The following is a 12,595-nucleotide window of genomic DNA, read 5'->3' on the forward strand; positions in this document are numbered from 1 at the left end:
ATTCCAAGACAACAAAATGCCTGTTTTTACTCTCTCCTCCCGAGTACTCGGGATTAATTGTAATATATTACTATAGCATGTTTTGATGATTTTGTCAATAGTTTAACGTAAAAAATGGCTTAAATAAGCCATTTTACCATACTCGTAGAGACAATTCATGAATTGTCTCTACGACGAATCGGGGGTTATATTTAAAGTCGCAATAATGAGCCCCACCAAAAACCAAACCTGCATTATATAAATAATGGAAAAGGTATTGTATTGGATAAAAACACCGACAAAGGCCGCCAGAAGTCCGACGGCTATTGGAAATACTGTAGGGGCAATCCTGCGTGATTGCCCAATAACTTTAATCTGCTTTATAAATAAAATAACCAACGCCCACAAGAAAAATCCTAGCCCCAAAATTCCGCTCTCGGCCAAAATTTCCAAATATAGATTGTTCACTATTTTCCACCCAACTTCCGGAATAATAAACGGACTCACATAAACCCATGGACCAAAACTGCCCGGACCAATGCCGACGATTGGATGTTCCTGCCATGCCTGAATCGCCAAGCCAAATGTCTCGGCCCGCTCAAAAAAAGCGGCGCCGGAAAAGGAATCTTTCAGATGCAAAACAAAATTTCCGAATTGTCCGCCTAAAAATTGGGAGGAGATAATCACTAAAAGCAAGAAACAAGCCAGCCAAAGGCTGGTCCGCCATTGGCGGAAAAACAAAAACCTGGGTTTCAAAAATTTCTTTCTGTAAATTATGGCCAGCGTCAGTAAGGCAAAAAATAATCCCAAATAAGCCCCGCGCGAAACCGTTAAAATAAAATTCACCAACGCCAAAACCAAAACAATAATTTCAAATACTTTCCATTTGCTTTTCTCCGTTCTGTATTCGCTTAAATTCGCGAACAAAAGACAAATCGGAATGATTAAAAAATTAGCAAAATAAAGCGGCTCCAAAAAGGTGGACTGAACGCGAGTAAAGCCCAAAATCTCCTTAGTGTATTGATGGCGCAAACCGGTCAGCCATTCGGGCAAACCCGCCATATCGCCGATAAATTGGTAAAGCCCGAAAAGCGAAACCAAAAAAGTGGAAACAAATAAAATTTTTATGACTTTAATCAGTTCGTCTTTTTGCCCGACCAAATTAGGCAGAGTAAAACCAAAACCGACTGTGAAAATAATAAAAAACAAAACCAAAATTGAGTGTGCCAAATTCGGCGCGTTAACTAAAGCGATTATATTGACTAACAAATATAAAGCAACTGGCAAAAAAATCGGATTGCGGACAAATTTTAAACTTTTTTTCCCCAGACCATCTAGAATCCAAGCTACGATAGTTAACACCGCCAAAACTTGGCTCGGGCGGATAGTAATGCCCCGCCAGTCATACGAGCCGATATATTCAAACGGCAGAAAGAAAGTAATTAAATAAATCCCGCGAACGGGATTTTTCAAAATATACAAAAATACTGCCGCTAAAAGAATTACTATAATAGTTAATAAAACGATGTCCATGGATTTTTATATTTTCCCCTCCTTAGACAAGCCTGCCTACGGTTCGACTGAGTTCACCGAAGTCCGGCAGGCAGGGGGGTGGTCTGAAGGGTTGGGGGGCTGTATTATCCAACCACCCCTTTCCCCTCCTTGTCTAAGGAGGGGAATAATATTTTACATTTTTTTCGCAAAATCTTTTTTGCAATTTTTATATTCTCTCCGCTAATTGATGAAATAATCTCTGGTACTCTCCCAACATTTTTTCTTCACTGAAACGCTCTTCCACTGCCTTGCGGCCGTAAAATCCCATCTCCCGACGCCACTCCGGATGGCGATGTAAATTGATAATCGCCTGTGCCATAACTTCGGCGTTTTTCGGCTCAACTAAAATGCCGCTTTTGCCCGCGTCTACCACCTCCGGAATGCCGCCCACGCGCGTGGCCACCACCGGTTTACCGCAAGCCATGGCATAAAGTGAAACCATGCCAAAAGATTCTTTTTTAACGGAGGGCAAAACAAAAATATCAAAACCCGAAATCCATTTTTCAAATTCTTGCTGGAAGCCCACAAAAAGCACGCTATTTTCTATGCTCAACTGCCGCGTCAGCCACATCAAGCGCTGCCTTTCCGGGCCGTCGCCCACCACCACTAGGCGCAGGGTGGGAATAAATTCTTTGGCAATAGCCATGGCCTGCAACAGATATTCCACGCCTTTCTCGCGGCTTAACCGGCAAATCGTGCCGACCGTAAAATGGTCGCGATAATTTCTGACTGCCGGAGAAAACGGACAAACGTCAAGGTCAATACCGTTATAAATAACCCGCACCTGTTTGGCTCTGACACCTAATTTTCTGATTTGTTTTTCTACGGCATAGGAAACGGTGATGATTTTGGCAAGCGGAGCCCAAAGAATGAATAACAGACGTAAAGGATTAAACCGCAACCAACGGCCGATGGAAGTATGCTCTACCCACACGACCCTTATTCCCAACAGCCGGGCCCAGGGAGTCATTAAAACTTTTTCCGTCAGCGAGAGACAATATAAAATTTTTATTTTTTTAAAAAACCGATAATACAATAAAACAAGAAATAATTCCAAAAAAATAAAGGGGGCAAAAAAGGGAAAAAGCAAAAGCGACCAAACGGCCACCGGCTCCACCCCGGCCCATAATTTTAAAACCGGCCAGTCGCGATGTTTAAATTCCGGAACCAACACCGAACAAGAAGAAACCAAATAAAAATTTATCCCCCGGTCTTTCAGTTTTTCCGTCAAGGCGATAGTATGTTTTTCTCCTCCGCCAAATTGGGAGGAGTAAGGAAATTTAAAAATTAAAATATTCATGGGAAATCTTATAACTTATACTCTATAACTTGAAACTCGCGATCGAAAGTAGAATAAAAATGCGAGCATTGGTGGAGCCGCCATTTAAAATCAGGCGAGTGGAGCGTAAAAAAATTGCGTGCTTTCACCTTTTGCGGATAGCAATTTTAGCGAAGCGAACCCGAAGGGAAACCTGCGAGCCGGTTTCCCTGCCTGCCGGACTTCGGTGAGCTCAGTCGAACCGCAGGCGGGTTTTTGCCCTTTTCTTCACCTAAAGAAAAGGACTGTTATATTTTATTTTAAACTAATTATCTCCCTGAAAAGTTTTTTATCAATGCCCCCCAAAAGGTAAAGCGCCGGGAAATAAACAACAAACGAAATCAGCGCTAAAATAAAAACGTTCAAGTCTTTAAAATAATAGAGGACGGCTCCCATCAGCAAACTGGCCACGACCGATTTACCCAAAACCCCGAAAGACACCCTGATTTTGGTGGCGCGGGTAACAACGATAAAAGTCAGAACGCAAATCAGCGCTTCGGAAAAAACCGTGCCCCAAGCGGCGCCGTAATAAGAATAAATAGGAATAAAAATAATATACGCCGCCAGCGAAGCGATGGCGGTAATGACATAACCCCACATCATCACCCGCTGTTTATTTAAAGCGATTACTAAATGACCGAAGAGGGTGCCGAAGAAAATAAAGCCCTGCGCTAAAATTAAAATTCTAAGCAAGGAACCGGAAATTAAAAATTCCGGACCGGCAATCAGAACCATCAGGCGCTCGCCCAAAAACTGCGCGCCCACAATCAGCGGTATGGCGGACATAGCCATGACATCAAAAGCCGCTAAATAAATTCTTTTTAATCTTTCCAGATTTTGCTGCGCCCAATCGGAAGTGAACACCGGCAGAAGCAAACCGGAAAACATCATTGGTATCATAGTCAGCACATCAATCACTTTGTAGGGAGCGCCATATAAACCGACTTCTGCCTGCGGGCGCACTAAAGACAAAATAATAATGTCAGCTTTGAGATAAATCAAATTAAAAATAATGGAAACTCCCAACGGCCAGCTTAATTTAATAACTTCTTTCCAAACATCGAAATCATACGCCCAGGAATATCTGGCGTAGCCCCGCGCGAAGATAAAATTTATCAGCCAATTGACAAAACTTCCGGCCACAATGGCCCACATCACGCAAAGCACTCCTTGCCCCCAATAGGCCGCCAGCGCCGTGCCGGCCACTAAAACTACCCGGCCAGAAATTTCCGCCAGCATCACTTTGTCCATTCGTAAATTTTTTTGGAAAATTCCCACTTGCACTTGCTGGAGGGCGATAAAAAAGAAAGAGAGGGCGGTAAAAGCAATGCCAATTTTTACCACTGCCGGATAGGGAAAAAACAAAGCCGCGAGCGGTGCCAGACCTAAAAATATCAAAGCCGACCAAAAACGCAGAGTAAAGATGTTGCTTAAAATTTTCTTCTGGTCAACCCCCGGCCGGGAAATCATTTGCGCGGTAATAAGCGTTAAACCAAAATCAACAATAATCCCAAAAAATTGTAAAAAAGAAGTGATAGTGGTGTATTGCCCGTATCCCTCTTGCCCAAGATAACGAGTCATAATTACGACCGCTCCCAAACCCAAAAGAGTGCTTATCCCTTTGCCGATAACTTGAATAATGGTATTGTGGGCGATTTGTCTGACAAAAGAAGACATAAAAAAAGAAAAAGAATGATTATTTTTATTTTATCCTAAAATTCATTTTTTGTCGATAAAAACTGGACAAAATAAGAGTATTATGCTATAATATAAACAGAAAACAAAAACACAAACAAATATGTACAATCAGTTTGGCTGGAGGTTTTTCCGGCTGAATAATATAATGAAAAACTCTGAAGCTTTGGTTTACGAAGACGCCTCGCTCCGAGGAGTGATCTTTACCGTTGCCTTAGCTTTTTTTATTTTAATCGCCACCGCCACGCTCTTGCGGTTTGTGGAAAATTCCATCGTAAACGCTCCCCACGCGGCCGCCGGGGAATCTTCAATAGAAAATTCCCTCGAAGAAATAACTGACAATGGAGTAGGTGTCAATCCGCTCCTTGTGATTAACAAAATTTTAGGCATCAAAACCGCTCACGCCGCTACGGCGACTAAATACGGCTACTCCGCCCAAAAGATGGTCCAAAGCCATAAAAGCATTGAACTTGCTCCGGGCGAAATCATCAGCTTCCAGGTGGGATTTAAAAATAACGGCAAATCTACCTGGAGAACGGCGACAAAAAATTACGTTTCCATTTACAATCGCAACCGTTACAAAGATTCTTTCCGACATTCTTCCTGGTTCAAATTAGAACAACCGGCAAAATTGACGGCTGACGTCAAACCCGGAGAAGTCGGCTATTTTAATTTTACCCTGCAGGCACCCGACATCCCCGGAAACTATACCGCGAAATTCCAACTAGCGGCGGAAAATTTAATCTGGATCTCTGGCGGAGAATTAAATCTTCCTTTTTCGGTAATTAAAGGAAAGAAAAAGGATACCACCGCCGCTTCTAATAATACCGCCACGGTTATTCCGGCGGCCAATCAGAACAATGTGGCCGCGGCCGCAACGGAGGTGACGCCAACAATCGGAACTGACCAGTCGGAAAACGAAGAAACTACTACGGCTTTTTCGGCATTCAAATTAATTCAAAGCCATCGTTCGCCGATTTCGCTTCCCGCCGGAACCAAACTTGCTTTCCGCGTCGGCTTCAAAAATATCGGCACGGCCAGTTGGACGACCAGCAACATCTACCTTAATACCCTGCCCAAAACTTATCTTAAAGAAGAAATCAGGCCCGGGCAAATAGGTTATTTTGAATTTGAACTTTCCCCGGCCGGCAGCCAAAATTTTAACTACGAACTCCGCGACGGCCAAGATAATTTTATCACTGGAAGTAATCTGAATTTCTACGTGGAAGTCATCGGCACGGCCAGCCCGGAACAAACTGTCGTTTTAGCCGTCAGCCAAGGACCGCTTATCAGGGTGGGGCTTTATAATACCGAGAATCAGGTAGTTATTACTGGCAGCGCCGCTTTTGAAGCCCGCGACCAAAACGGCCAGACCATTAAAAAATTTCAAGCCGGAGAAACGGCCACCGCGACTTTTAACTCCGGCACTTTACAATACTACGTGGAGGGCTACACCACCAACTCCTATCTTAAGTTTGTTTCCGAGAATCCGGAAAATATTTTTACTATCGTCAATTTTGAAAATCGTCCGGACTGGAATAAAACCCTGAACGATAATCAATTCCGCGGCGCTTTGGAAATCCGTTATGGCCGGAAGCTTTGGGTCATTAATGAATTAGCAATGGAGGATTATCTAAAGGGCTTGGCGGAAACTTCCAATGTTTCTCCCTATGAATATTTGAAAACCATGACGACGGCGGCGCGCAGTTACGCTTTATGGCACTACCAAAACCCGACTAAACATGCCAAAGATTATTTTACGGTTGACGCCGTTTATGACCAGGTGTATCGCGGTTATGGCGTGGAAAAAAGAATGCCTAATCTCGTCAGAGCAGTGGAAGAAACCAACGGACAGGTGGTTGCTCTTAATAGCGAAGTGGTGGTCACCCCTTATTTTGCCCGCAGCGACGGCCGCACCCGCTCTTGGACCGAAATCTGGTCCGGCTCGGAAAAATCCTGGCTCCAATCCGTACCCGCTCCTTATGACGCGGGCAAAACGCTGTGGGGGCATGGAGTGGGGTTATCGGCTTGGGACGCCTTATATCGCGCCAAAGAAGGTTCAACTTATGACCAAATATTGAAATACTATTACCAAGGGACAGAATTAGTTAAAAACTATTAAATAAAAATGTCCCTTTCCGGCAAAAGATGCCGCGCCGACCAAGTTCTTTTCAAAACTAAAAACAAAAACAAAAAAATCTCCCGAAAATGGGGGATTTTTTATTGCTCTAAAAAATTCCACTGATTTTGCCACTGCCTACTTTTTAACTCCTTTAGCTTTTTCGGAAAGTTCAATGATGGACTGGGCAATCCTGGCCGGAGCGGCGATATTTCTAAAAATAAATCTTTCTTTTTCGGCGGCGGTCTGCACATAAACATTGCCAAAATCAAACATCGTCGACAAAATTCCTTTTACTTCCGAAGTGACGTCCTGGATATTATATAATTTTACTTCCGAAACCGTCCGCGCGAAAAGTCCTTTTTGCTCAATGTTAATAATTCTTTCGTTGGTGACTATCCAGATGTCCAAATAATAATCAATAAACGCGGCAAAAAGGAATAACCAAACAGAAAGATAGTAAATACTAATGCCCAATTTAAGGAGCGGACCCCAGATTTCACCCCTCAGAAGGTTGGTGGCGTCGGCTTTGAAAATAAAATAAAGCAACGGCGGGATAACTATCAAAAAAATATGAAAAACCAACAGTTTCACAAAGGTGAGCCAATGGCGCCGCAAAAAAAAGATTAATTTTTCACCGGCTTGCGGTTTTAAAAAAGCGCTGCCCAGCATAGAAAATTAAAAATAATTAGAAGGACGGCTGATAAAATCAAAAATTTCTACGGACCTCTGCCAATCAATCACTATTAATTCGCTGTAAGAGATAAAAAGAATAACCACGGAAACACCCGCAAAAAGAAAAAACATACTAAAACTCACAAATGTCATTCCGCCATACCTTGCTAAATAATACAAAATAATTGCCGCGAAAATAAAATAGGCGATGAGAAAAAGTAAATAAAGAATGAGAAAAATATGAAGCGGAATGGACATAAAAAATTTATATCTTCATTATAGCTTCTGGAAAAGATTAAAACAATTTGCTTTTCCCCTCAAGCCCCAGATGTTCAAAAGCGAGGTCTGTGGCTTGCCGCCCGCGCGGCGTGCGTTCTAAAAATCCGGCCTGCATCAAAAAGGGCTCATAGACATCTTCAATGGTGGCCATTTCCTCGGAAATGGCGGCGGCAATGGTATTAAGTCCCACCGGGCCGCCTTTAAATTTTTCAATAATCACTTGTAATATTTTGCGGTCCACTTCGTCCAAGCCGTATTTATCAACTTCCAAATTATCTAAAGCGCGCAAAGCCAGTTCCCTGGTGATTGCCCCGCCGTCTTTGACCTGCACATAATCGCGGACTCTTTTCAGAAGGCGGTTGGCAATCCGCGGCGTGCGGCGGGCGCGCGAAGCGATGGTTTCCGCCGCTCCCCCTTCCAAATCTATTTTTAAAATTTTCCCGCTGCGCTCAATGATTTTTTTAACGTCTTCCGGTTCGTAAAAATTCAGGCGATAAACAACACCAAAGCGGTCGCGAAGCGGGGAGGACAGCAAACTCATTTTGGTAGTCGCGCCGATAATCGTGAAGCGCGGCAGTTCCAGGCGCAAAGTGCGGGCGCTCGGCCCTTTGCCCACGACAATATCCAAGGCGTATTCTTCCATGGCCGGATAAAGTATTTCTTCAATATTTTTATTCAAGCGATGAATTTCATCAATAAATAAAACATCGCCGTCGGCGAGATTGGTAAGAATGGCGGCTAAATCGCCGGCGCGCTCCAAGGCCGGGCCGGTAGTGACGCGGATATTGCTTCCCATTTCTTTGGCGATAATATAGGCCAAAGTGGTTTTACCCAAACCCGGCGAACCATGCAAAAGCACGTGCTCCAACGAATCCCCTCTTTTTCTGGCCGCTTCAATAAAAATGGCAAGGTTCTCCTTGATTTTTTCTTGCCCGATGTATTCCTTAAAATTATGCGGACGCAAAGTCAAATCAAACATTCTATCAGCCGTCTGTTCTTTGGCGTCAACAAACCTATTATTTTTTAATTCTTCTTCGCCCATATTTATTTATTAGCTTATTTTATCATTTCGGACGACAAAAATCAAGGCGTAAAAAAGCAGGTGCTTTAGACCTGCTTATTTTTTGTCTCTTTCTACACTTACTCCGTCATTGTTGATTATTATTGTGTATTTACTGTTGCAATGACCGCAACGGAGGGTGTGGCCACTTTGAATTTCTATTTCTTTGCCGGTTGGTGGCCGCCAGTACCACCTGTCACCATTTTTGTATACGTTTCCCATAGGGAACCCGCAACAACTTAAATCTTTTCTGCTGCACATCTCTGTCTCTCCTTAACTAAATATTTTTAATATATGTGAACCTCTTTATATTACGTTGAATAATAGCAAAACGCAGGGAAATTGTCAAGGGTGATAAACATCATTCCAACGGCATCCTTTTCTCATAGGTGCAGGATATTTGAATTAGTCCGAACGCATTTCTCCCCGCCACGGCGGGGCGAGGAAGTCCTTACACGAATCCGCCAGCTGGCGGACGGAAAGGCGGCAGAGCCGCACCGCTGACAATTTCAAGTTTTTCTTTGGCGGCAAATTCTTTCATTCTTTTACAAAAAGAAAAAGGGTTCGCCACCTTGCGATAGCGAACCCATGAATTTTGGAGCTTGTGAGTCATCGGACTCCGAGTGTTGCGCCGGAGTATTCGAGACCCTTCGGCTTGATGATGACTTTCTTCTCGTCGCTTCGTTCAATGTATCCGGCACGGAGCGCACCGAGTTTGTGCGAAGCGGCGACTTCGAGAACCGCGTCTGCGTCGGCTTCCGAAACATAAAGCGCGAAGCCCGCGCCCATATTGAAGTTGCCGTACGCTTCCGTGTCGTCCACCGGTCCGTGCTTCTGTAGGAAGTCGAAGATCGGAAGTTGTTTCGGTAAACGCTCGACGATGTAGGCGAACGATTGCGTTGCTCGCATAAGCTTGCGCCAGCCGTGTCCCGTGATGTTCACCGTGTAGTGGATGTTCACGCCGCGATTAAGGCAATCCTCGACAAGAGCAACGTAGATGTGCGTAGAATCGAGCAGTGTCTCTCCGTAGGTTCGACCATTGTCGAGCCGAGTCAGATAGCCGTCAGGCAACTTATCGGCGATCTTCCGCGCCATTGTGAGGCCGTTCGCATGGATACCGGAACTCTCGACGAGAACGATTACGTCGCCGTGTTGGATATTGTTCGCAGCGATAAGTCGTTCTTTCGGCTTCACGAGGCCCATCGCCGAACCTGAAAGAACGATCGCCTCCGGCACAACAACGCCTTTGAGCGTCGGCGTTTCACCGCCGCCCCAAACGCATCGCGCGAGATTGCAGGCGTTCTTCCAGCCCTCGACAAGATCGCAGCACCGCTTCTCGTCGTCGAACCAGCTTGAGTCGCCGACAGCGAGATGCATCGCTACCGAAAGCGGAAGCGCACCGAGCGTAATCATGTCGTTCACGATCATCGCCACGGTGTCCTGCGCAATATAGCCGTAGTACGACTTGCCGGTAAGACGATACATTGCATCGGCAACGAGATTTTTCGTGCCAAGTCCCTCCTCGACGTGCGCGAAGTAGCTCTTGGCCGCTTCGATAAGATACGCGCTCTCGCCACGGCTCATCTCGACTTCCTGAAACTCTCCGTTGTTGAGCCGCCTGATATTGTCTGCAGTTTCGCGGCCTGCGAGTTGTGCCATGCGCTTGAATGGGTCCATTGCGTCGTAATTCACGCCAACCCCAGCATAGGTCATCTTTTCTGTCATGTTCTTTCCTCCTTTTCCGTTTTTGAGTTTTCAGGGTACAAATTAAGCCAAGCATTAGCTTTACCTTCTATGACAGAGACTACAACAAAACAAGAGAAAAAGCAAGGTTAAAAACAAAAAACAGAAATTCCCTAGAATTTCTGCAACAGATAGTATGAAAAAATTTTCTTTTACTAAAATATGGTTCGAACCGATATTTTATCATGTCCTTTGGAAGTTTCTTAAACACGACACCAACGGACGAAATCGGGAGTACCAGTCCGCCTTGGGCGAGCTAAAATCGGTTCGGATTATTTTTAAAATACTCCACTGGTGCGTCCTGCCGGAATCGCCCCGAGTTTATCTCGGGGCGCCCCGTCGAATGACAGGGCGAACCCAAAAGCTTAGCTAAACGTCAAATCTATTTTATTAATTTAATATCCCCTGGTGCCCCCGCCAGGATTCGAACCTGGAACAACAGTTCCGAAGACTGCTGTGTTATCCATTACACTACGAGGGCTAAAATTTTAACGGCCACACCCTGTCCTTTGAGCCTGCCTGGCGGTAGGCAGGCTAAGGGCGCAAATTATTAAAACACATTATAGCTGAAATTGACACGGACGTCAATCTAAAACCGCCCCGAGTTCATCTCGGGGCGGAATAATTTTACCAATTCTTTTTCTCTAATGCTCTGGCGGCCGCCTCAATCTGCGCTTCTTGTTTGCTTGACCCCTCTCCCGCGGCGATTTTTTCTTTGCCCAAATAAACCCCGACAACAAAACGTTTGTCATGGTCCGGCCCGCTTTCCTCCAAAACCTTATAAACGGGAGTGATACCAAATTTTTCTTGCGACAATTCCTGAAATTTACTCTTGGGGTCTAAATATAACTTGTGTTCTAAAATATAAGACAACTTACCCAGTAAATGTTTTTTTAAAAACTCTTTGGCTTTTTTCATCCCTTGGTCCAAATAAATCGCCCCCACCAGCGCCTCCAAAGCATCGGCTAAAATAAACTGCCGCGCCTTACTGCTTCTGTCTTTGGCCTCGCCGCGAGACAAATAAAGATAATCTTCCAAATCCAGTTCCCGCGCGATTTCCGAAAGCATTTTAGCGTTTACCAAACTGGCCCGCCAGTTAGTAAGGTCGCCTTCCGGATTGGCATAATTGTTATAAAGATACTCGGTGACGATTAATTCCAGCACCGCGTCTCCCAAAAATTCCAGCCGCTCATTGTGGCCCAAATCAAAACTGGGGTGCTCGTTGATATAAGAACGATGTACAAGGGACTGCTTTAAATAATCCTGATTTTTGAAAGCCAGCCCGATTTTTTTTTCAAATTTTGATAAATCTTTCATGGCTTAATTGTTATTTTCTGTCTGGGGTTCTTCTTTTTTATCCTCTTTTATCTCTTTGGCTTTGGGCGGCTCTTTATCAATTTCTTTTACTTCTCCATTTTCCAGCATATTTTTATAGATGGAGCCCAAAACGCCGTTAACAAACCTCCCCGAGGATTCACCGCCAAAAGTTTTAGCCAGTTCAATGGCTTCGTTAATGGCTACTTTGGAGGGAATGGTCTGGTCATATTTCAACTCATAAACGCCGATTCTCAAAACATTGCGGTCAATCGCGGTTATTTGTTCCAACGGCCACTCCGGAGCGTATTTGGAAATCAGGGAATCAATTTCTTTCTGGTTTTTCACCACTCCGGCAATCAACTCCTCGGAAAAGCCCGCGTCATCAAAATCCGGAGCGAATTCCTTTTTGTTATAGATAAAAATATCCGGCAACTTTTTAGCATTTTCTTTCATGAAATCCCACTGATAAAGCGTCTGCATAGCCAAAGTGCGGGACAGATGACGGTTGGACATAAATTTATTTAATTGCCTTAATCTTAAATAACTATTTAAAGCTTATAATAATTTTTACCATTTGGCAACAAGCGGTGGCAATAAACAAAAACTCCCCGGTGCTACAGCGGGGAGTTTTTGTTATTTACTTTTTTTCTTTTTTAGAGGTCTTTTTCTTAGCAGCAACTTTTACCACCTGCCGACCGGCGTAAGTGCCGCAGTAGGGGCAGACACGATGCGGTATAATTTCTTTTTTACACTGCTGGCAGGCCACTAAATTTCTCTTTTTCAAAGCAAAATGCGACGCTCGGCGCCGCTTATCAGAGCTGGTTCTGCGATGTCCGGGTAATCCCATATTTGTTAC

The 12,595-nt window shown here is 44.4% G+C and carries 13 protein-coding genes and 1 tRNA gene; 1 reads left to right on the forward strand and 13 read right to left on the reverse strand.

Annotated elements, in window-relative coordinates; all coding sequences use genetic code 11:
• Window positions 1-168: 168 nt before the first annotated feature.
• The 3 genes from PHG22_03575 to PHG22_03585 all read right to left on the reverse strand — a co-directional run bounded on the left by PHG22_03575 (window position 169) and on the right by PHG22_03585 (window position 4,528).
• Complete coding sequence (locus tag PHG22_03575; protein ID MDD5490844.1) at window positions 169-1,512, reverse strand: O-antigen ligase family protein; 1,344 nt, start codon at window positions 1,510-1,512, stop codon at window positions 169-171.
• A 187-nt stretch (window positions 1,513-1,699) separates the two neighbouring features.
• Window positions 1,700-2,833 carry a glycosyltransferase gene (locus PHG22_03580; GenBank protein ID MDD5490845.1) on the reverse strand — a complete coding sequence of 378 codons (1,134 nt, stop codon included), beginning with the start codon at window positions 2,831-2,833 and terminating at the stop codon, window positions 1,700-1,702.
• Between the two features lie 273 nt (window positions 2,834-3,106).
• The gene (locus PHG22_03585) at window positions 3,107-4,528 is read right to left on the reverse strand and encodes a flippase (GenBank protein MDD5490846.1); all 1,422 of its coding nucleotides are present in this window, start codon (window positions 4,526-4,528) and stop codon (window positions 3,107-3,109) included.
• A gap of 166 nt (window positions 4,529-4,694) precedes the next feature.
• On the opposite strand from PHG22_03585, the gene PHG22_03590 reads away from it, so the two are divergent.
• Window positions 4,695-6,668: a SpoIID/LytB domain-containing protein gene (locus PHG22_03590; GenBank protein MDD5490847.1), complete on the forward strand. Its 1,974-nt coding sequence runs from the start codon at window positions 4,695-4,697 to the stop codon at window positions 6,666-6,668.
• Window positions 6,669-6,803: 135 nt separating this feature from the next.
• On the opposite strand, the gene PHG22_03595 is transcribed toward PHG22_03590, so the two are convergent.
• From PHG22_03595 to rpmF, 10 genes are all read right to left on the reverse strand, one after another.
• Window positions 6,804-7,337, reverse strand: coding sequence for a PH domain-containing protein (locus PHG22_03595; protein MDD5490848.1), 534 nt, complete (start codon window positions 7,335-7,337; stop codon window positions 6,804-6,806).
• A gap of 6 nt (window positions 7,338-7,343) precedes the next feature.
• Window positions 7,344-7,598, reverse strand: coding sequence for a hypothetical protein (locus PHG22_03600; GenBank protein ID MDD5490849.1), 255 nt, complete (start codon window positions 7,596-7,598; stop codon window positions 7,344-7,346).
• 37 nt (window positions 7,599-7,635) lie between these two features.
• Entirely contained in the window at window positions 7,636-8,661 is a 1,026-nt protein-coding gene (gene ruvB, locus PHG22_03605) for a Holliday junction branch migration DNA helicase RuvB (protein MDD5490850.1), read from the reverse strand.
• A 75-nt stretch (window positions 8,662-8,736) separates the two neighbouring features.
• Window positions 8,737-8,901: a hypothetical protein gene (locus tag PHG22_03610; GenBank protein MDD5490851.1), complete on the reverse strand. Its 165-nt coding sequence runs from the start codon at window positions 8,899-8,901 to the stop codon at window positions 8,737-8,739.
• A gap of 229 nt (window positions 8,902-9,130) precedes the next feature.
• Entirely contained in the window at window positions 9,131-9,292 is a 162-nt protein-coding gene (locus tag PHG22_03615) for a hypothetical protein (protein ID MDD5490852.1), read from the reverse strand.
• Window positions 9,289-10,404, reverse strand: coding sequence for an AIR synthase-related protein (locus tag PHG22_03620; GenBank protein MDD5490853.1), 1,116 nt, complete (start codon window positions 10,402-10,404; stop codon window positions 9,289-9,291). The genes PHG22_03615 and PHG22_03620 overlap by 4 nt, the downstream gene beginning before the upstream one ends.
• A gap of 424 nt (window positions 10,405-10,828) precedes the next feature.
• Window positions 10,829-10,903: transfer RNA gene (locus PHG22_03625), tRNA-Arg, on the reverse strand.
• Between the two features lie 146 nt (window positions 10,904-11,049).
• The gene (rnc, locus tag PHG22_03630; GenBank protein MDD5490854.1) at window positions 11,050-11,739 is read right to left on the reverse strand and encodes a ribonuclease III; all 690 of its coding nucleotides are present in this window, start codon (window positions 11,737-11,739) and stop codon (window positions 11,050-11,052) included.
• A gap of 3 nt (window positions 11,740-11,742) precedes the next feature.
• Window positions 11,743-12,252, reverse strand: coding sequence for a transcription antitermination factor NusB (gene nusB, locus PHG22_03635; GenBank protein MDD5490855.1), 510 nt, complete (start codon window positions 12,250-12,252; stop codon window positions 11,743-11,745).
• 124 nt (window positions 12,253-12,376) lie between these two features.
• Window positions 12,377-12,586 (reverse strand): 50S ribosomal protein L32, encoded by a 210-nt coding sequence (rpmF, locus tag PHG22_03640; protein MDD5490856.1) that lies wholly within the window; start codon window positions 12,584-12,586, stop codon window positions 12,377-12,379.
• Between the last annotated feature and the right edge of the window lie 9 nt (window positions 12,587-12,595).

It is taken from the genome of Patescibacteria group bacterium (assembly GCA_028716045.1).
In the GTDB taxonomy this organism is placed as follows: Bacteria; Patescibacteriota; Patescibacteriia; order JAQUQO01; family JAQUQO01; genus JAQUQO01.

Coding starts and splice junctions, on each gene's coding strand:
- PHG22_03575 (MDD5490844.1), bottom strand. CDS start 1,512: ATGGACATCGTTTTATTAACTATTATAGTAATTCTTTTAGCGGCAGTA.
- PHG22_03580 (MDD5490845.1), bottom strand. CDS start 2,833: ATGAATATTTTAATTTTTAAATTTCCTTACTCCTCCCAATTTGGCGGA.
- PHG22_03585 (MDD5490846.1), bottom strand. CDS start 4,528: ATGTCTTCTTTTGTCAGACAAATCGCCCACAATACCATTATTCAAGTT.
- PHG22_03590 (MDD5490847.1), top strand. CDS start 4,695: ATGAAAAACTCTGAAGCTTTGGTTTACGAAGACGCCTCGCTCCGAGGA.
- PHG22_03595 (MDD5490848.1), bottom strand. CDS start 7,337: ATGCTGGGCAGCGCTTTTTTAAAACCGCAAGCCGGTGAAAAATTAATC.
- PHG22_03600 (MDD5490849.1), bottom strand. CDS start 7,598: ATGTCCATTCCGCTTCATATTTTTCTCATTCTTTATTTACTTTTTCTC.
- ruvB (MDD5490850.1), bottom strand. CDS start 8,661: ATGGGCGAAGAAGAATTAAAAAATAATAGGTTTGTTGACGCCAAAGAA.
- PHG22_03610 (MDD5490851.1), bottom strand. CDS start 8,901: ATGGGAAACGTATACAAAAATGGTGACAGGTGGTACTGGCGGCCACCA.
- PHG22_03615 (MDD5490852.1), bottom strand. CDS start 9,292: ATGACTCACAAGCTCCAAAATTCATGGGTTCGCTATCGCAAGGTGGCG.
- PHG22_03620 (MDD5490853.1), bottom strand. CDS start 10,404: ATGACAGAAAAGATGACCTATGCTGGGGTTGGCGTGAATTACGACGCA.
- rnc (MDD5490854.1), bottom strand. CDS start 11,739: ATGAAAGATTTATCAAAATTTGAAAAAAAAATCGGGCTGGCTTTCAAA.
- nusB (MDD5490855.1), bottom strand. CDS start 12,252: ATGTCCAACCGTCATCTGTCCCGCACTTTGGCTATGCAGACGCTTTAT.
- rpmF (MDD5490856.1), bottom strand. CDS start 12,586: ATGGGATTACCCGGACATCGCAGAACCAGCTCTGATAAGCGGCGCCGA.